This window comes from Thioalkalivibrio sp. AKL7 (genome assembly GCF_000381705.1).
In the GTDB taxonomy this organism is placed as follows: Bacteria; Pseudomonadota; Gammaproteobacteria; order Ectothiorhodospirales; family Ectothiorhodospiraceae; genus Thioalkalivibrio; species Thioalkalivibrio versutus.
The window spans coordinates 76,639-94,762 of record NZ_KB906954.1 but is presented as its reverse complement, the minus strand read 5'-3'; the positions used below and the strand labels follow the sequence as shown (position 1 = coordinate 94,762).

Below are 18,124 nucleotides of genomic sequence, written 5' to 3'. Positions count from 1 at the left end.
GACCACTCGCGCAGTGCCAGCATCAGAAGATTACTCGCTGCGCTCGCCCTTCGGGCCGGCCTTTGGCCGTTCAACGCAGCTTCGCTGCTTTTGTGCTTCGTCGTTGACTCCTCGCAATGACGGGGGCGGGGGTTATCATTCGCACTCACAACCCCTCCCCGGCACCATCACCGGTAAACCCCAGGCCCCACAACGCATGAGCACCCACCACTCCGGCACTCCAAAGGACCACCCCCAGGCCCCGCGCCTGCGCGTGCTGCTGGGCGAGGTCACGGCCATGGGCCCGGGCAAGGCCATGCTGCTGGAGGCCATCCGCGACAAGGGCTCGATCTCCGCCGCCGCGCGCAGCGTCGGCATGTCGTACCGCCGCGCCTGGGACCTCGTCGAGACCATGAACCAGAGCTTCCGCGAGCCCATGGTGGCCACCGCCAAGGGCGGCTCCGGCGGCGGCGGCGCCCAGGTCACCGCCTTCGGCGAGACCGTACTGGCGCGCTACCGCGACATGGAACGCCAGGCCTGCGAGGCCCTGCGCGACGAGCTGCACGCCTTCGCCGGCTTCCTCGCCGACGACCCCAAGCCGTAACGCCGCCCCCAGCCTTGACGGGTCTCCCTGGCCCACGCATCATTGCGCCTACCGATATGCAAAATGAAATATAACGAAACGCATATCCACCCAGACAAGCGCCGCGTCACTGCGAGGAGCAGCGCGACGAAGCAGTCTCCCAACGGAACCACCCGAGCCCAACAAGACCCAGCCACAGGGAAGACCCACACCATGCACCTGCGCGCCCTCCTCCTGACCCTGCTGCTCCTGCTACCCGGCCTGACCACCGCCAACGGCCCGCTGACCATCGCGGCCGCCTCCGACCTGCGCTTCGCCCTGGACGAGATCCTGGACGCCTACCGCGAGGCGCACCCGGACGATGCCGTACGCGTGACCTACGGCTCCTCCGGCCGCATGACCACGCAGATCATGAACGGCGCCCCCTACGACGTCTTCTTCTCCGCCGATATCGCCTACCCACAGAAGCTGCGCGCCGAGGGCCACGCGGTGACCGAGCCGGAGGTCTACGCCATCGGCCGCATCGTGCTGTGGAGCAACCGCATGGATGCCTCGGAAATGACATTGGAAGACCTGCTACGCGACGACATCCGCCGCGTCGCCATCGCCTCCCCCAACCACGCCCCCTACGGCGTGCGCGCGATGGAGGCGCTCCAGTCCGTGGGCGTCTGGGACGACCTGCAGTCCAAGATCGTCAACGGCGACAACATCGCCCAGACCGCACGCATGATCCAGGCCGGCGGTGCCGAGATCGGCATCATCGCCCTGTCGCTGGCCGAGTTCCCGGACCTCGCCGAGCACAACTACCACCTGATCGACGACGCCCTGCACGAACCCCTCACCCAGGGCTTCATCATCACCCGGCGCGGTGAACACAACGAGACCGCACACCGCTTCGCCGACTACATGAACGGCGACACGGCCCGTGACATCATGCGCCGCTACGGCTTCGTGATGCCCGGCGAAGAGCTGCCCGACGACGCTACCCCGTAAACCGACATGTTCGAGCTGAGCCCCACGGACTGGATGGCGATCGAGGTCACCCTCAAGCTCGCGCTGTACACCACGCTAATCCTGCTGGTGATCGCCACGCCCATCGCCTGGTGGCTGGCCAATGGCCGCGCCCCCGGCGGCCTGCGCACGACGGTCCAGGCACTGGTCGCCCTGCCGCTGGTGCTGCCCCCCACCGTGCTCGGCTTCTATCTATTGGTCCTGCTGGGCCCGGCCGGCCCGGTCGGCAGCACGCTGGAGAACCTGGGCCTGAACCACCTGGCGTTCACCTTCCAGGGCATCCTGATCGCCTCAGTGATCTACTCCCTGCCATTCGCCGTGCAGCCCCTGCAGCAGGCCTTCGCCAACCTCGGCCGCCGGCCCACCGAGATCGCCGGCTCGCTGGGCGCCGGGCGCATGGACCGCTTCTTCACCGTGATCCTGCCGATGTCGCGCGGCGGCTTCATCGTCGCCGCCACGCTTGCCTTCGCCCACACCCTCGGCGAGTTCGGCGTGATCCTGATGCTCGGCGGCGCGATCCCTGGAGAGACCCAGGTGCTGTCCATCCTGATCTACGACCACGCCGAGGCGATGGACTTCGCCTCCGCCCACCGCCTGTCCCTCGGGCTGCTGGTGTTCGCCTTCGTCGTCCTGTTCGTCGTCTACGCGTTCAACCGCCGCTTCGACACGGTGCGCCCGTGAGCCAGCCCGTCCGCAATGGGCTGCATATCAAGGCGCGCCTGGAGCGCTCCGGCTTCACACTGGACGTGGACACGGCCTTCCCGCTGGAGGGCGTCACCGCCCTGTTCGGCCGCTCCGGCTGCGGCAAGACCACGCTTCTGCGCATCATCGCCGGGCTGGAACATCCGCCCGGCGCCGAGGTGCACTTCGGTAACACCGTCTGGCAGTCCAGAAAGGCCTTCGTCCCGCTGCACCGCCGCCGCGTCGGCCTCGTGTTCCAGGAGTCCACCCTGCTCCCGCACCTGTCCGTGCGCGGCAACCTGCTCTACGGCTACAAGCGCACCCCGGAGCCCCTGCGCCGCCTGCACCTGAAAGAGGTCGCCGACCTGCTCGGCATCACCGAGCTACTGGAGCGCCGCGCCGACCAGCTCTCCGGCGGCCAGCGCCAACGCGTGGCCCTGGGCCGCGCCCTGCTGATCAGCCCGGACCTGCTGCTGCTCGACGAGCCGCTGAACGCCCTGGACACCCAGACCAAGCGCGAGATCATGCCCTTCCTCGCCCGCCTGTCGGACAGCACCGGCATCCCCACACTGCTGGTCACCCACGCCCCGGAAGAAGTCGAACGCCTCGCCCACCGCGTCGCCTTCATGCACGACGGCCAGCTCGAACGCCTGGAGCCCCTGCGCAAAGCCCTCGCCCGCGCCGACTCCCCCCTGTTCCGCGACGAAGGCGCCGTCTCCGTCCTCCAGGGCGAACTCGGCCCGCCCAACGCACACGGCCTGCACCCCTTCGGCCCCCCGGACGCCCGCTATCGCGTCCCCGCCACCCCCGGCTCTACCAACGGCGCCGGAAGCCAGGCCCGCCTGCGCATCGACGCCCGCGACGTCTCCATCGCCCTGACTCCACCCCAGGACGTCTCCATCCTCAACATCATCCCCATCACCATCGAGTCCCTGGACGAAGCCCCCGGCCACCACGGCCCCGCCCGCATCCTCGCCACCTGCCGCCAGGACGACGGCCAGACCCTGATGGCCGAACTCACCCGCCTCTCCACCGAACGCCTCGCCCTCCAGCCCGGCACCCGCGCCCACGCCCTCGTCAAATCCGTCGCCTTCCTCGACTGATCACAGCTAGTGCCCTGCGTGCCGGGCCATCCGATATCGGCAACCAGCATGTCGAGCGTCGCGCAATGCGCTACACTTGAGAAATGATCAAGTCGTTTCGGCACAAGGGACTGCGCCGTTTCTACGAGTCGGGAAGCGTCACCGGGATACAGCCTCGGCACGCGAAGCGGCTGAGGATGCAGTTGGCGGCCCTGGATACCGCTTCCTCAATCGAGGACGTGGATATCCCCGGCTTCCACTTGCACCCACTCAAGGGCTCGGCGCAAGGACGCTGGACCATCCGGGTCAGCGGCAACTGGCGCCTGACCTTCGAGTTCCGTGACGGCAATGTCCACATCCTGGACTATGAGGATTATCACTGATGACCATGCACAACCCCCCGCACCCGGGTGAGTTCATTCGCGAGGTCTATCTGCAACCGTACGACCTGAGCGCGCGTCAGTTGGCAGACAAGCTTGATGTCTCGCCCTCCACACTCGGTCGTGTCCTTCAGGGCCGAAGCGGCGTTAGCCCCGAGATGGCACTGCGCCTATCGAAGACGCTCGGCCGCTCACCCGAAAGCTGGCTAGCCATGCAGGACCAGCACGACCTCTGGTGTGCGCGCAGGCACGTGAAGCTGGATGCCGTCCAGCAGATTCGCTTCGACGAACACGCCGGCAAGGGACAACCAACGGCGTAAGTCACATTACACAGTCGGTGGGCATCACCGGGTCAGACCTCGATAGGACAAGGATTCGAAAGGCCTTTTAACATGTTCGATCTAGCTGTCAGGTCTCGGCTGGTCATATACACGTTTTCGAAACAACTCGGGGCGTTCATGCTGCCAGGCCTTGAGGGTTTCCACCGGCGTTCGATGCCCCAGCGCCTTCTGGCCGATGTGATGGTTGTACAGCCGCTGGTAGTGCCGCAGCGCCTCGTCCAGGTGCAGGCCAGAGTTGAAGTGCCGCGTCCGCAGCAGGTCGGCGATGCGCCCGTTGAAGCGTTCGACCATGCCGTTGGTCTGGGGCCGCTTGGGCCGGATCAGGCGATGCTCGATCCTGTGCTCGGCACACAGCCGGTCGAAGGGGTGATACCCCGTCGGCTCGCGCTCCCCGGTCGCGGCAAAGCGGTCGGTGAACTCCTTGCCGTTGTCGGTGACGAGATGGGTGATATGGAACGGGGCTTTCTCGAGCAGCTTCTTCAGAAAGCCGCGCGCGGCTTCGGCGCTCTTGGTGCGCCGCACCTCCAGGTACACCCAGCGGCTGGCCCGGTCGATGGCGACGAACAGATAGCCCCGCGAGGCCTGGTCCGCCATCTGCGGCAGGTACTTCACGTCCACATGCACAAAGCCCGGCACGTAGTCCTTGAACGGCTTGTACGCCGGTTCCTCGGGTTCCCCGTCGCGTTCCCGCTGCAGGGCCCGCAGGTCGCCCACGCCGTGCCGGCGCAGGCAGCGCGCCAGCGCCGCCCGGCTGAGATCCGGGTTCAGGAACTCGCGCGCCACGATCAGCAGGTCATCCAGCGACAGGAGTGCGACCTCGCGCACCTGGACCACAATCGACTCCTGCTCCGGGGTCAGGGTCGTGTGCAGCCGCTTGGGGCAATGAGACCGATCTTCCACCTCCCGGCGGTAGCGCCACTTGCGCACGGTCATGCGGGTAATGCCGTAGCGCCGAGCAAGCTCGGGGTCGCTCACGCCGGGCGGTGCCTCCTGCAGCTCTCGCCGGATCTGAGGGGTGGTGCGCGCGTTCGAATGGATCGTACTCGCCATGCTATCCGTCCTGCGTGGGGCCGTCGCACACGATACTCAGCCACTCCCGGCCACGAAACAGGGGTGCCTTCTCGTGCGGTATAGAATCATCCGTTACCCAACATCTAGCTATCTTCGTGAAAGAGCATATGGTGTACCTCGTCGGCCTTTCCGCCATTCTGCAAATCATAGGGACATTGGTTTTGGCTCTCTTCTCATTCCGAGGAATAAAGATCTCCCCAAGCCGAGATACGTATGCAAACGGGAAGCCAGTTACACACGTGACGATCGTTGGCGGCTGGCTACGGGCTGCACAGATTGGGCTAACCCTTCTTTTGGTTGGTATCTCCTTATCGGGAGTTGCAAGCGTTATCGACGCGGCCTGAGGACATGAGGACAGGAAACCGACTTTTCTCGGCAGCGTTGGAGCGTTATGGGGCCGGACCTCGGTAAGCTACTGCAGGCCCAGAGAAGGCCTTAAACGGCCAATTTCAGGCGTGAAAATGGCCGACCAGCGCGCAGGAAATCGGCAATGCAGTGCTTCCCTCCGCTCGTTCAAGATATAGCGCGCACGTTCAACCAATATCCGTGCACGCTACCTAATCACTGTTAGAGCCGCGGAGAAGGTAATGGTCGATTTGGTGTATCGGACGGCGACACCAGGCGATGTGGAGGACATCGCTCGGCTTGTGAATTCCGCATATCGGCCCAGCACTGGAGACGAGGGCTGGACTCACGAATCGCTTTTGCTTGGAGGCCAGAGAACCAATCCGATGCAGATCGGGGCGGCAATGGGGCTGGCGAGGATTATTCTCGCGTTGGATGATGGGCGAATTGTCGGCTGCGTTCAGGTTGACGTTAAAGGAAGGGAGGCGCATATCGGCATGCTTGCGGTCGCGCCAGGAATGCAGGCTAAGGGGATAGGTAACTCGCTTCTCGTGCGCGCGGAGGCATGGGCGAGCACCGTGCCGGGGGTGGAGGTGTTCGTGTTGGTAGTCGTGTCCGCGCGTCGGGAACTTGTCCAGTATTACCTCCGAAGGGGATATGCCGAGGCCGGCAACCGGCTTCCGTACCCCGTAGACGCCGGTGTTGGGGACCCGCTTCACGCCGCACTTGACCTTACCGTGCTACGAAAGTGCTCTAACACGCGGCTCCAGCCGACATCAGGCCCCGATGCGGCCTTCCCCGGCTGAGCTTGGCCTTAGGCAATCGTCATGCTGAAATGGATCGCTGTTCTGTTGCTGGTTACTCCTGCCATTGTGGTAGCAGACACTGAGCTGGAGTTTCATCTGTGCTCGCCCTATGTGCAGAAATCAATGGCAGGGGAAAGGACAGATATGGGCTGGCCGGTTTACGTCAAGTTGACAGAACTAGGTGCCACCAGCTTTGAGACGTTCACGGAAGCAAACATCGGTAAAATGACCCGCATCGTTGTCATTGGTCGCCAGTTTTCGAGGGCGACCATATGGACGCCAATTCCTAATGGAAACTTACATGGGATATTCAGTTCTCAGGAAGTTGCCACGGCATGGCAGCGAACTCTGGAAGGCGAATTACCGGCGGCTCCGTGTGGCGCGAGGAAATCCTGATGGGGTCGGACCTCGGTAAGACACTGAACATAGTGCGGAAAGAGACAGACCAAGCGCCTCATACGGCCTTAAACAGCCAATTTTCGGCCTAGAAATGGGCTGCCAAGGACTTCAGAGCCTGCCAACAGAGGCTTCGGAGATACCCGGCCCAGGGCGCGACCTACGGCCTGCGCTTGTCCCGTACGTAGATGACCTTGGATGCACCATCGGCTGCGGAGCGTTCCTGAACCTCGAACAACCCGGTCGCCTCGACCAGATCGCGCAGCTTGCGGTAACCAAAGTTGCGCGCATCGAACTCCGGGCTCTGCTTCGCGATATTGCTACCGACCGGCCCCAGTTGTGCCCAGCCGTCCTCGTCCGACGAGCCCTCGACTGCATTGCGCAACGCATTCACCAGTCGGGTATCGGATTTGAGTTCTTTGGCGGAGCGCTTCCGTGATTGCTGCTCTTCTTCATTGCCCTCGGTGAGGACCTCGGTGTAGATAAACTTGTCGCAGGCTACAACGAGGGGTGCAGGGGTCTTCCGCTCGCCAAAGCCATACACAGTCAGCCCGGACTCGCGAATCCTCGAGGCAAGCCGCGTGAAGTCACTATCGCTGGAAACCAGGCAAAATCCGCCAAAATTGCCGGTGTACAACAGATCCATCGCGTCGATGATCAGTGCACTGTCGGTCGCATTTTTGCCGCGGGTATAACCGAACTGCTGCACCGGCTGGATGGAATGCTGCAAAAGCGCCTCCTTCCAGCCTTTGAGTGCAGGCCCTGTCCAGTCACCATAAATCCGCTTGACGCTTGCCGTACCGTACTTGGCAATCTCTGCGAGAAGCCCATCCACAATGGCCGGCTGCACATTGTCCGCGTCGATCAACACCGCGAGGTTGCTGTCCTTACTCATCGCCCAGCTCTCCTACTGCCGCAACAATCCGGTCTTGGTCTTAGAAGTGTACATGCGGCAACGCCTACCAACCGCCCCACTGTCCACTTCCCCGGATTAGGTCCACGCATAACCAGAGGTTTCCGGGTGGTGTAGCTGCCGGTATTCGACCGGCGTCAGGTCCCCCAGCGAATCGTGGGGGATGGTTTCGTTGTAGTCCTGCAGCCACTGCTCGGTGTGCCATTGGCCGTTTCTGATGCACCGCACGCTTGCCGCCGAAAACGGTGCACGTGAGCCGCGAAGGCCCTACATTGGGTGAAAGGGACACCTGAGGGAGCGGTGAGTGACGGCCGAGCAGTGGATGATCTTCGGGTTGCTAGCCGTGACCCTGGCGTTGTTCGTCTGGAACCGCTGGCGCTACGACATCGTGGCGATCGGGGCGCTGCTGGCAGCGGCCTTTCTCGGGCTGGTCCCGTTTCGCGAGATGTTCTCCGGCTTCGGCCACCCGGCGGTGATCACGGTCGCTGCAGTGCTGGTGCTGAGCCGGGGCTTGTTGAACGCCGGGGTCGTGGACACGGTGGCGCGCCAGCTCACCCGTGTGGGTGACCAGCCCTGGGTGCAGGTGGCGGCCCTCACGGGGGTCGTGGCACTGGCCTCGGGGTTCATGAACAACGTGGGCGCGCTGGCCCTGCTGATGCCCGTGGCCATCTGGATGGCACGCCAGAGCGGGCGTTCGCCCGCGTTCCTGCTGATGCCGCTGGCGTTCGGCTCGCTGCTGGGCGGGATGCTGACCATGATCGGCACGCCGCCGAATATCATCATCGCCGAGTACCGCGCGGAGGCGACGGGCACCGCGTTTGCGATGTTCGACTTCCTCCCGGTGGGGTTTGGGATCGCGGTGGTCGGCGTGATCTTCATCGCACTGATCGGCTGGCGGCTGACGCCGCAGCGGGAGCGCCCGGCCGCCAGCGGCGAGCTGTTCGAGATCAGCGCCTACCTGACCGAGGTGCGGGTGCCGGAGGGCAACCGCTATGTCGGCCACACTGTCTACGAGCTGATGCGCGAGCTGCGCGGCGAGGCCGAGGTGGTCGTGGTCGGGCTGGTGCGCGGGGAACGCCGCGAGCCGATGCCCGCCATCTACGAGGTGCTGCGCGCGGACGACATCCTGCTGGTCGAGGCGGACTCCGACAGCCTGAAGACGCTGCTGGACGTGACCGAGATGGAGCTGGAGGCGCGGGTCGAGGAGGCGGAAGAGCAGGCCGAGCAGGAAGGCAACGGTGAAAAGCGCGAGAACGCGCTGGGCGAACTGGCACTGGAGGAGGCGATCGTCACACCCGGCTCGCGCCTGGTCGGGACCACGGCCAGCGCCCTGGAACTGCGCCAGCGCTACGCGGTGAATGTGCTGGCCGTTGCGCGCCAGGGCGTACGCTTGAGCGAGCGCCTGGACAAGGTGCGGTTCCGCGCCGGGGACATCCTGCTGGTGCAGGGCGGCGAGGAGGAACTGCCCGCCGCGCTGAGCGAGCTCGGCGGCCTGCCGCTGGCCTCGCGCGGGCTGCGCATCACCCGGCCGCGCAAGGTGATCCTCGCCAGCAGCCTGTTTGCGCTGGCGCTGGGCGCGGTGGCGCTGGGCTGGGTACCGGCGGCGCCCGCGCTGGTCGGGGCCGCGCTGGCGATGGTGCTGGTCGGGCTGATCGGGCCGAGCGAGGTGTATCGCGGGATCGAGTGGCCGGTGATCGTGCTGCTGGCGGCGCTGCTGCCGGTGGGTCAGGCGCTGGAGACGACCGGCGGCTCGCAGCTGATCGCCGATGGCCTGTTCGCGCTGGGCGAGGCCGCCTCTCCCGCCGTGATGCTGGCGTTGCTAATGGCCGTGGTGATGCTGCTGTCGAACGTGATCAACAACGCCGCCGCGGCGGTGCTGGCCGCGCCGGTGGGGATCGCGCTGGCCCGGTCGTTGGAGGCGGCGCCGGATCCGTACCTGATGGCGGTGGCCATCGGGGCCTCCTGCGCGTTCCTGACGCCCATCGGGCACCAGTCGAACACGCTGGTCATGGCACCGGGCGGCTACGAGTTCCGCGACTACTGGCGCATGGGGCTGCCGCTGTCGCTGCTGGTCATCGTGACCGCGGTGCCGCTGATCCTGTGGATCTGGCCGCCATAGGATCGCTCGCACCAGCCCGACCCCAAGGGGAAGCGCCCCATCGCAGACCAACGCTGCGGACCACTCCGCTCTTCATCCGGTTTGGTAGGGGCCTGGGGTTGCTTGCGGCCGGGAGTCCAGGCTGTATGCTCGGACGCTCCGCAAACACTGCCAGCGAGAGCAACGGCTATGGGCACGTCTGCCAACTCCCCGGACCACCAACCGGCCGAAGGGCCGAGCCAAGCCGATCAGGACGGCTTTGCCGCGTTCGAACGGGGCGACTATCGGACCGCCGGAGAGCGCTGGGCGGCCAGCGCCGAGGCGGGCTCCGCCTGGGCCCGGTTGGGTATGGGGATTCTGTATGCCGACGGCCTGGGCCTGGAAGCTGATGCCGAGCGTGCGCGCGAGTACTGGACACTGGCCGCGGACCAGGGGCTGATCGATGCCAGCTTCAACCTGGGCGTGATGGCCGAGAAGGCAGACCCGGCGGATACCGATGCGGCCCGGCACTGGTATGGCCGCGCGGCCGAGGCCGGGCACGTGGTGGCGCAGAACAATCTGGCGGTGCTGCTGCTGAACCAGGGCGGTGAAACGGCCGCCAAAGAGGCGGTCCAGTGGTGGAAGCGGGCCGCGGAGCACGGCGACCCCGACGCCCTGAACAGTCTCGGTGTCGCGCACCAGCAAGGCAGCGGATGCGCGCGCGATCGGGCCGCCGCAGCCGAGTACTACGCCCGGGCCGCCGAGGCGGGACACCGCGACGCGGCCTTCAACCTCGCCCTGGCCCTGGAACAGGGCGACGGCGTGGCAACGGACATGACCGGGGCCGCCCACTGGTATCGGCAAGCCGCCGAGGCTGGGGACCCGGACGCCGCCGCCCGCTTGGGCAACCTCTGCCGCGACGGCAACGGTACGCAGGAAGACCTGACGGCGGCGGCACACTGGTATCGCGCCGCGGCCGAAGCGGGCCATCCCCAGGCCCAGGCGAATCTTGGGGTCCTGCTGGATCGGGGCCTGGGCGTACCGCAGGACCAAGCGGCGGCGGCGCGCTGGTATGAGGCCTCCGCCCGCCAGGGGCTGGCGCCGGCGCAGTACAACCTGGGGATCGTGCTGGCCGAGGGCTATGGGGTGGAGGTCGACCGGGTATCGGCCTGGGTCTGGTTCTCGCGGGCGGCGGATCAGGGCCACAAGCCGGCGGCCGAGGCGCGCGACTACATCCACCAGCAGCTCACCCCGGAGCAACGCGCGGAGGCCGAAGCGCGCAAGGCCGAGACCTCCCGCTAATCCACCAGCGCGCTGCGGCATGGGGTCACATGCGGCATGGGGTCACACCTTGCCTTTTGCCCCTGTGGTGAAGGCAGAGAAAAAGGCCAGGTCTGCCCCCTTCCTTCCCGAGGCGCGCAAGGCCGAGCCTCCAGTTAGTAGTCCATCACCCGATCGGCACGAGGACCACGAGCGTCCCCGGCGAGTGAGGCCAACGCTGCTCCCAACGTGACAAATTTGATCTGCCCCCGCTGCTGGGGACGGTGTCAGACCCGCGCAAGAAACAACCAGACGCCGACCGCGATAATGGGGACCGGGTTCCTGTTCCTGCGCGGTTCGGGCTGTCGCTTCACCCGGCCGCAGCCGTGTCCTGGTTACTGGATCCTTCCCGAACACCATGCCCCACTGCGACATCGTACCGGCGCAGGGGAGAGCGCCGTGCGAAGGGGCAGTTTCGACGCCAGTCGGCGTCCTTGTCCGCCATTTCCGGGTGCATGGCCGGTGTCAGATCCCGCAACTGGCGCCAGAGCAACGGGTCGCCGCCCTCCAGCACCTCCAGCCAGGCCCCCTTCTCGCGAACAAACACCGGGGTGAAGGCACGATCATGCATGAATACGGTACAGGCCAGATCGATCAGCTGGGCCAGTTTCACGGTCTTGGCCGGGGCCGTCGCCCGCGCCAGATGCGCCCGGTCGATCGCCTTGCGCTGGGCCCGGTTGCCGTCCTCCGGATGACTCACGTCGCTGATCATCACCACCATTTCTGCGACCTCCGCACCAAACAGCCGCTCCAGGGTCTCGGGTTTGACCCCGGTATCCCGAATGGTGTCCTGCAGCCAGACGGCCGCCCGCATGCACTCGGTGTGCTGCACCGAACGCAGCAGTTCCACAACCCGCGCCGGATGCACGATATAGGGCTCGCCGGTATACCGGCAGACGTGCTCGACGCGCGCATGCGCGGCAATGGCGAAGGAACGGGCGCGTTGTTCCAGCTGCATGGGTTGATCCGGAAGGGTGTGATGCCGGGTATTGTAGAGAAACCGAATCAGAAGGGCTCCATGTTACGGCGCCGGTCTCAGTCAAGTGCGTCACGCTATTGGGTGCGCGCATGGCATGGGGTCGACCTTGCCTGTTGCCCCTCCTTCCGATCATGGCGGAGCTAGTGGTACCCCCTCAGCCGGAAGAAGAGATCCCCATCTTCTTGCAGCCGGCCTTCACCGACCCCAGCGGTACGGGCTCCTGGCGTCAACCGCGGCGCTCGCCCTGCTGGAGAAAAGGCGGGCTTTTCCGCCGCAAAGAGCCTCGAAACCGCTTTGTTTGGCACCGTACCGACGCCAGCCTGACCTCGGCCTATGGTGGCGAACAGTCTGTGTTGATGACGAACGCGCCATGCAAAGGCACGAATCCCTCGCGTGACGTTATCCATTGCCATTCGTGCGCTGGAAGGCGGCCACTCAGGGTAGCGGGAGGGAGCCGGTGCGACTGAAGCTTGAATCGGCGCTTGAAGAATCGCTCAGCAATTACCTGACCGCTGCCGTCATCATTGCCGCCATACTGACCGTACCGCTGACGATCACTTACTGGTTAGACGTGGAACACCCCCTGATCACGGTCGCCGATTGGCTGATCTGGGCCGTGTTCGTGGTCGAGTATGCTTTTTACATGGCCATCTCGCATGACCGCTGGAAGACGACCAAAGAAAACTGGCTGTCGGTGTTGATTATCATCTTCTCGTTTCCACTGCTTCACGAGATACTCAAATCCACTCGCCTGATCCGACTTCTCCGTCCCCTGCCGCTGCTGCGACACACGGCCCTGCTCCGACAGATTGAACTGTTCCGCCTGGCCAGCGTCCGCAATGCCGGCAGCAGTGCCGCGATAACAGAGGCCAAGGAAAAGTTGGGTAAGGAACACTGGGCTGTCCGCTTCATCGTACGCGTCGAGTACTATCGTTCACGCCTTGTTACGGGGCTGCTGAAACTCCTGCCATTCATAAAGTCCAGCACCATTCGCAAGCGACGTCAGGAGGAGCGCTCAAAGCGCGAAGACATGAACGAATAAACGGAAACCGCTCGATGGGTTGTGCTGTTATCTCGCTCATCCTTCTTGCTCCAGGACCAGGAAGAAGAGGACACCCATGTTGTTCCGATGGTCCGAACGTTCGACCCAACGGGCCGCTATCACTGCTCCGGCAGGGTTACGCCACGATTAAAGCGGACGCATCGCACTGAGGGTCGTCTACGAAGGTCGTATACCGATTCCAGCGGCCGCACATGGACACGCCACGGGCACGGCGACAGGTACCCGCGGACGGTCTACCCTCCTAAGACACCGCCCGGATGAATAACCCGCCCATGCCGTTTCCCGCGCAGAAGACGAAGATCGTTGCCACCATTGGGCCCGCGTCCGATTCACCAGAGACGCTGCGGCGCATGATGCTGGCCGGGCTCGATGTAGCTCGGCTGAACTTCTCGCACGGCGATGCCGCCTACCATGCCGAGCTGATCGGCCGCATCCGCGACGCCGCGCGCGCGACCGACACCCGCGTCGCCATCCTCGGTGACCTTCCCGGTCCGAAGATGCGTATCGGCGAACTGGCGGAAGAGCCGATCGAACTGCACACCGACCAGACCATCACCCTGACTACCGAGGCCTGTATTGGCGATGCCTCGCGGGTCAGCGTCTCGTTCGCGGGCCTGCCGGAGGCGGTGCAGCCGGGCGATGCCCTGTTTCTGAACGATGGCTTCATCGAGCTGGAGGTGGTGACGGTCGAGCGCAGCGAAGTGATCTGCCGCGTGCATACCGGCGGCGAACTGCGCTCACGCAAGGGCCTGAATCTGCCGGGCATCGATCTCGGCATCCGCGCCTTCACCACGGACGACCACCAATGGCTGCGGTTTGCGGCGAAACACGGCGTGGATGCGGTCAGCCAAAGCTTCGTGATCGACGGCGACGACATCCTTGCGGTGCGCAAGGCGGCAGAAGCACTGGACTACGCCCCCTTCATCATCGCCAAGATCGAGCGCGCTGCCGCGCTGGAGCAGCTCGACGGCATCCTCGAGGCCGCCGACGGCATCATGGTGGCGCGAGGAGATCTCGGAGTGGAGATCCCGATCGCGCGCATCGCCCTCGCCCAGCGGCGCATCACCCGCCGCGCCAACCGGCACAACCGCCCGGTGATCACCGCCACCCAGATGCTGGAGTCCATGGTCGCCTCGCGCCGCCCTACCCGCGCCGAGGCCACCGACGTCGCCAACGCCATCCTCGGCGGTACCGACTGCGTGATGCTTTCCGCCGAGTCGGCGATGGGGCTGTACCCGGTGGAGGCCGTGGCGATGCTGGCGGCCATCGCCCGCTCCATCGAACCGGAACGCGACGGCGGCATCAGCGCCGACCGCCCCGACGACCCGGACGAGGCAGGTCTTGACCGCGCCGTCGACCTGATCGCGCGCAGCGTACTGCACACCGCGCAGCGGCGCCTGCCACGGGTCACGCTGGCGCCTACGGCCAGTGGGGCCACCGCCCGGCGCATCGCCCGCCTGCGCCTGCCCTGCTGGATCGCCGCCTTCACCCCGAACCCGGCCACCGCCCAGGGCCTGCAGTTTTCCTACGGTGTCCACCCCGTGGATGTCGCCGAGGACCGCGCCGACTGGAACGACTTCGCGCGCCAGTGGCTCACCGAGCACGGCATCGACGACGGCCTCGCCCTCCTCGTCCAGGGCCCCTCGGGGCCCCATCCGACCGGCAACCACCGCCTGGAACTGCTCGAACTCGACCGCCCCCGCCAGCAATACGCCGACGCACCGGAGCACCCCTGACCCACACCCCCGTGCGGCCGAAGACGGAAGAACACGACACCCGCCTCCTGTCCGAGCTGCAAGGACAGGGAGATTCGGATAGCCCGTCAGTCCAGGGGCAGGATGCGCCGGCGGGGCGGTGGGGCATCCTGCAGCCTCTGCTGGTTCGCGTACTCGCGTTGCTTCTGTTCGAGGTAGGTCTCGCGGTCCAGCTCGCGTAGCTGGCGCGGGTATTCGTCGGTCAGGTCGAACCAGCGTTCCAGGCGGGCCAAAAGGAGCTCCTGAGCCGGCCGGTCGCGGACGTCGAGCCAGGCCTGCAGTGCAAGATAGAAGCGCATGACGGTGCGCTCGATCATGCCTTCCAGGCCGCCGATGTATTGTGGCTCGCCGTTTTCGTAACCGACCACGGTGAAACCCACCCGCTCGCGTCCCCCGGTGGCGAGGTAGACGAGCGCGGCCAGCCGGGCAATCACCCCAAAGCGCAACGAATACTCGAGGTTGACGAGGGTCCCCGTGTCGTGCGGCACGACGTGGACGACGATGGAGTAATCCCGGGTTCCGTAGGGCCCACGATCGCCCTCCAGCTCGATCAGCAGCCAGTCCTCACCCATCTGGGCCGACCGCCTGACGAGCTCCACACGCTCTGCATACTCTGCCTGCTCGTAACGCGCACGGCCCACGTACAGGTGCAGCAAGGCGTCCGCCCCCTCGCGGTAGACGCAGCTCTTGATGTTGATGTGCAGGACGGTGATTTCGCACCACGCCGAAAGCGCTTCCAGCTCACTGGCCACCAGCGCAAACGAATACGGCAGCCGGGCGTGCACCGCCCCCTCGACGACGCCGCCCTGCACAGTGGAGGTAACGGCAATCGGCTCGCCCAGCGGTGATTCGGCAATGGCGGCCAGCCAGTCTTCGGCGCCATCCGCATGCGCCAGTAGAGGGCTTCCGACAAGCAGAGCCAACCCGACAAGCGCGACGATGCGCAGTCGGCAGCACCAGGATTGGTGGGCAAACGGAACGGCCGGCAGTCGAAGCATGGCAGCGCCCCTCCGTAGAATCACCCGGCCGGCGCCCATTGACGGTCATGACGGGGTCGGCCCCGGGTCAGGGCCCGAAACGGTGACCATTGAGGCGAAATCGCCCCCACTCACCTCCTTAGATAGCCCATATCCGCGATCAGCACGGGCGAACATGCCCATGGATCATGTGTCTCCCTTGCTGGTCCAGCCGCGGAAACCTTCCCGGACGGAAAGGCAGCGTGCATACCCGAGGTCCCGCAGGAGCTCTGCGGCACGCAGGCTGCGGCGGCCGCTGTTGCACAGGCACAGCAGGATCTGGTCCTGGGTGACGTGGTGGCGGTTGATCAGGGAGATGAAGTGCTGGAAATCCCGCTCGTCCGGCTCGTCCGCATCCAGCAGTTCCTGTTCCTCCTCGGACAGCTCGCGACCCAGCAGCTGCTTCAGGCGGAACAGGGGCACAGGGACAGCACCTTCTACCGCGCCTTCCAGCTCCAGTTCAAAGGGCTGACGGATATCCAGCAACACGGCCAGGCCGATATCGACCAGTTCGCGCGCCGCGTTCACGCTGATCTCCAGCTGCGGCTTGCTCGTTTCGTTCGCCATGCGCTCTCCTTTGATGTTCGCCTCTCTCTGAGGCCGCCTTCTCGGCTCCCGGTTCCCCCGATTGCACCGCTGCATCCACAACCTCGACATTGGACATCAGAAACCCGGTCCGGGCTTCTGTCATGCATGGGGTTTCACGCTCTGTGAAGCGGCCCCACGACATTTCAGACGGCGGGTTCTATGCTCCATGGATACCTGCCGCCTGAAACGGCGCACTGATCAGCGTTAGGGGCAGCATGCCGAACGACCACGACATCGACCTGAGCCGCCATCACGAACCCCGGGATTTCTCCGACCGCGTCGCGCGGGGCTTTACCTCGCTGATGCGATTCTTCGCCGACACCTTCTTTGCCCGGCGCTACGGACACCGCGCCGTGGTCCTGGAGACGGTTGCGGGCGTCCCCGGCATGGTGGGCGCCACGCTGCAGCACCTGCGCTCGCTGCGGCGCATGGAGGATGACCACGGCTGGATCCGCACGCTGATGGACGAGGCCGAGAACGAGCGCATGCACCTGCTCACCTTCATCGAGATCACCTCGCCCAACTGGCTGGAGCGCTTCCTGATCATCCTGGCGCAGGGCTTCTTCTACACGTTGTTCTTTATGATCTACATCATCTCGTCGCGTACGGCGCACCGGATCGTAGGCTACTTCGAAGAGGAAGCGGTCGTCAGCTATACCGAGTACCTGGAGGAAGTGGAGTCCGGCGGGCTCGATAACGTCGCCGCGCCGGAACGCGCGATCCAGTACTGGAACCTTGCGGAAGATGCCCGCCTGTCCGACGTGATCCGCGCGGTACGCGCCGACGAGGCAGGCCACCGGGACGTTAACCACGGCTTCGCCGACCTGCTCGGCAAGAAAGACTGACCCGGGCGCTCTCCCGCGACCTGACGGGGCCGGTTTTCGGGCACTATCGTGTGGCCGTATGCGAACGACATGGAGACGGCCGTGAACGACGAGACAACCGGCGGGACCGAGGGCGCACTCCCCCTGCAGCGGCTGGCGGGATGGGGGCTGCGCGGTATGGCGGTCCTGACGGGCCTGGGCGGGCTACTGACATCGGTGACGCTCTGGACACTGGCACAGGAAACGCCGCAGGTGCCCTGGCCGGTCGCATCCCTGGTGTTGCTGCAGGCCCTCTTTGCCGTTGCGGTGCTGGCCTGGGTCGTTCTCCTGTGGCGAAGGGCCCGCGCACTGGGCGCGCTGGCGACGCGGGACTATCCCGCCATCACCTGCGTTGTCGTCTGCACACGGCTGGTCGGCGAACTGCTGGCGATTGCCTTCGTGCTGCTCGCACTGGCATTGTCGGTCATCTCCCTGACGGCGGTCGAGCCCTTTGCGGGCGTTGCGGTGGCCGCGTTCGGCCTTGAAGCCGAGCTGGTGGAACCAGCGAGCTGGGGACTGGCCATCCTGACGGCGATCCTGTGGCCCCTCGCCGGGTTGTTTGCGGGCGGGATGGTCCTGTTCGGCGCCTACCTGTTCGCCGATGCCATGACAGCCATGCTGGAGTATGTGCGCGACGTGCGGCGCATCCGCGAGACCCTGTCGTCCGGACCGTCCGCGAGATGAAGTAGAACGCGAGACCTTCGCGACCTTTGGGTTCAAACCTTGCCTCTTGCTTCGTCAGTCGGCCCCGCAGCAAACCCCGCGGAACCCCTAACAAATACGCCGCCAACCGCGCAGGCCCGACACCCGTTCGAACCGGCTGGCGGCGGACTCTAGCGGACGTCGCAACGGGTGATCCACCTCAAGGTTTGGCCG

The 18,124-nt window shown here is 65.4% G+C and carries 20 protein-coding genes; 14 read left to right on the top strand and 6 right to left on the bottom strand.

Translation table 11 applies throughout. The features are described 5' to 3' along the window. Window positions 1-196 precede the first annotated feature (196 nt). The 6 genes from G315_RS0111455 to G315_RS0111430 all read left to right on the top strand — a co-directional run bounded on the left by G315_RS0111455 (window position 197) and on the right by G315_RS0111430 (window position 4,036). Entirely contained in the window at window positions 197-583 is a 387-nt protein-coding gene (locus tag G315_RS0111455; protein ID WP_019612547.1) for a winged helix-turn-helix domain-containing protein, read from the top strand. Between the two features lie 192 nt (window positions 584-775). Beyond that, window positions 776-1,555, top strand: coding sequence for a molybdate ABC transporter substrate-binding protein (modA, locus tag G315_RS0111450; protein ID WP_019612546.1), 780 nt, complete (start codon window positions 776-778; stop codon window positions 1,553-1,555). Between the two features lie 6 nt (window positions 1,556-1,561). Continuing rightward, window positions 1,562-2,254, top strand: coding sequence for a molybdate ABC transporter permease subunit (modB, locus tag G315_RS0111445; protein WP_019612545.1), 693 nt, complete (start codon window positions 1,562-1,564; stop codon window positions 2,252-2,254). Then, complete coding sequence (gene modC, locus G315_RS0111440; protein ID WP_019612544.1) at window positions 2,251-3,357, top strand: molybdenum ABC transporter ATP-binding protein; 1,107 nt, start codon at window positions 2,251-2,253, stop codon at window positions 3,355-3,357. Before modB ends, modC begins: the two co-directional genes overlap by 4 nt. 83 nt (window positions 3,358-3,440) lie before the next feature. After that, complete coding sequence (locus G315_RS0111435; RefSeq protein WP_026182149.1) at window positions 3,441-3,719, top strand: type II toxin-antitoxin system RelE/ParE family toxin; 279 nt, start codon at window positions 3,441-3,443, stop codon at window positions 3,717-3,719. Continuing rightward, window positions 3,719-4,036 (top strand): HigA family addiction module antitoxin, encoded by a 318-nt coding sequence (locus G315_RS0111430; protein ID WP_018146164.1) that lies wholly within the window; start codon window positions 3,719-3,721, stop codon window positions 4,034-4,036. Before G315_RS0111435 ends, G315_RS0111430 begins: the two co-directional genes overlap by 1 nt. A gap of 81 nt (window positions 4,037-4,117) precedes the next feature. On the opposite strand, the gene G315_RS0111425 is transcribed toward G315_RS0111430, so the two are convergent. Further along, complete coding sequence (locus tag G315_RS0111425) at window positions 4,118-5,107, bottom strand: IS481 family transposase (protein WP_019612543.1); 990 nt, start codon at window positions 5,105-5,107, stop codon at window positions 4,118-4,120. A gap of 608 nt (window positions 5,108-5,715) precedes the next feature. Here G315_RS0111425 and G315_RS0111420 point away from each other — a divergent pair. Together G315_RS0111420 and G315_RS14580 are read left to right on the top strand one after the other, a co-directional pair. Next, window positions 5,716-6,279: a GNAT family N-acetyltransferase gene (locus tag G315_RS0111420; protein WP_019612542.1), complete on the top strand. Its 564-nt coding sequence runs from the start codon at window positions 5,716-5,718 to the stop codon at window positions 6,277-6,279. Between the two features lie 21 nt (window positions 6,280-6,300). Then, a complete protein-coding gene (locus G315_RS14580; protein ID WP_155986096.1) occupies window positions 6,301-6,675 on the top strand; it encodes a hypothetical protein in 375 nt (124 codons plus the stop codon). A 160-nt stretch (window positions 6,676-6,835) separates the two neighbouring features. Here the strand turns inward: G315_RS14580 and G315_RS0111415 are convergent, their stop codons facing one another. Continuing rightward, the gene (locus G315_RS0111415; RefSeq protein ID WP_018146167.1) at window positions 6,836-7,570 is read right to left on the bottom strand and encodes an NYN domain-containing protein; all 735 of its coding nucleotides are present in this window, start codon (window positions 7,568-7,570) and stop codon (window positions 6,836-6,838) included. 96 nt (window positions 7,571-7,666) lie between these two features. Further along, window positions 7,667-7,816: an integrase core domain-containing protein gene (locus G315_RS14350; RefSeq protein ID WP_081612137.1), complete on the bottom strand. Its 150-nt coding sequence runs from the start codon at window positions 7,814-7,816 to the stop codon at window positions 7,667-7,669. A gap of 94 nt (window positions 7,817-7,910) precedes the next feature. Here G315_RS14350 and G315_RS0111410 point away from each other — a divergent pair, with 94 nt between their 5' ends. Together G315_RS0111410 and G315_RS0111405 are read left to right on the top strand one after the other, a co-directional pair. Then, window positions 7,911-9,707, top strand: a complete 1,797-nt coding sequence (locus tag G315_RS0111410; RefSeq protein ID WP_038034829.1) for an SLC13 family permease — start codon at window positions 7,911-7,913, stop codon at window positions 9,705-9,707. A gap of 168 nt (window positions 9,708-9,875) precedes the next feature. Then, window positions 9,876-10,967 (top strand): SEL1-like repeat protein, encoded by a 1,092-nt coding sequence (locus G315_RS0111405; protein WP_019612540.1) that lies wholly within the window; start codon window positions 9,876-9,878, stop codon window positions 10,965-10,967. A gap of 328 nt (window positions 10,968-11,295) precedes the next feature. Here the strand turns inward: G315_RS0111405 and G315_RS0111400 are convergent, their stop codons facing one another. Further along, window positions 11,296-11,943 carry an HD domain-containing protein gene (locus G315_RS0111400; RefSeq protein WP_019612539.1) on the bottom strand — a complete coding sequence of 216 codons (648 nt, stop codon included), beginning with the start codon at window positions 11,941-11,943 and terminating at the stop codon, window positions 11,296-11,298. A 478-nt stretch (window positions 11,944-12,421) separates the two neighbouring features. On the opposite strand from G315_RS0111400, the gene G315_RS0111395 reads away from it, so the two are divergent. Beyond that, window positions 12,422-13,006 carry an ion transporter gene (locus G315_RS0111395; protein WP_018146172.1) on the top strand — a complete coding sequence of 195 codons (585 nt, stop codon included), beginning with the start codon at window positions 12,422-12,424 and terminating at the stop codon, window positions 13,004-13,006. A 293-nt stretch (window positions 13,007-13,299) separates the two neighbouring features. Then, window positions 13,300-14,763 (top strand): pyruvate kinase, encoded by a 1,464-nt coding sequence (gene pyk / locus G315_RS0111390; RefSeq protein ID WP_019612538.1) that lies wholly within the window; start codon window positions 13,300-13,302, stop codon window positions 14,761-14,763. Between the two features lie 86 nt (window positions 14,764-14,849). On the opposite strand, the gene G315_RS0111385 is transcribed toward pyk, so the two are convergent. Together G315_RS0111385 and G315_RS0111380 are read right to left on the bottom strand one after the other, a co-directional pair. Then, window positions 14,850-15,779, bottom strand: a complete 930-nt coding sequence (locus G315_RS0111385; RefSeq protein WP_019612537.1) for a hypothetical protein — start codon at window positions 15,777-15,779, stop codon at window positions 14,850-14,852. Window positions 15,780-15,944: 165 nt separating this feature from the next. Then, a complete protein-coding gene (locus G315_RS0111380) occupies window positions 15,945-16,364 on the bottom strand; it encodes a rhodanese-like domain-containing protein (RefSeq protein WP_018146175.1) in 420 nt (139 codons plus the stop codon). Window positions 16,365-16,600: 236 nt separating this feature from the next. Between G315_RS0111380 and G315_RS0111375 the strand changes: the two genes are divergently transcribed. Together G315_RS0111375 and G315_RS0111370 are read left to right on the top strand one after the other, a co-directional pair. Further along, window positions 16,601-17,230 carry an alternative oxidase gene (locus G315_RS0111375; RefSeq protein ID WP_018146176.1) on the top strand — a complete coding sequence of 210 codons (630 nt, stop codon included), beginning with the start codon at window positions 16,601-16,603 and terminating at the stop codon, window positions 17,228-17,230. Window positions 17,231-17,299: 69 nt separating this feature from the next. After that, window positions 17,300-17,932, top strand: a complete 633-nt coding sequence (locus G315_RS0111370; RefSeq protein ID WP_019612536.1) for a hypothetical protein — start codon at window positions 17,300-17,302, stop codon at window positions 17,930-17,932. Window positions 17,933-18,124: the final 192 nt, after the last annotated feature.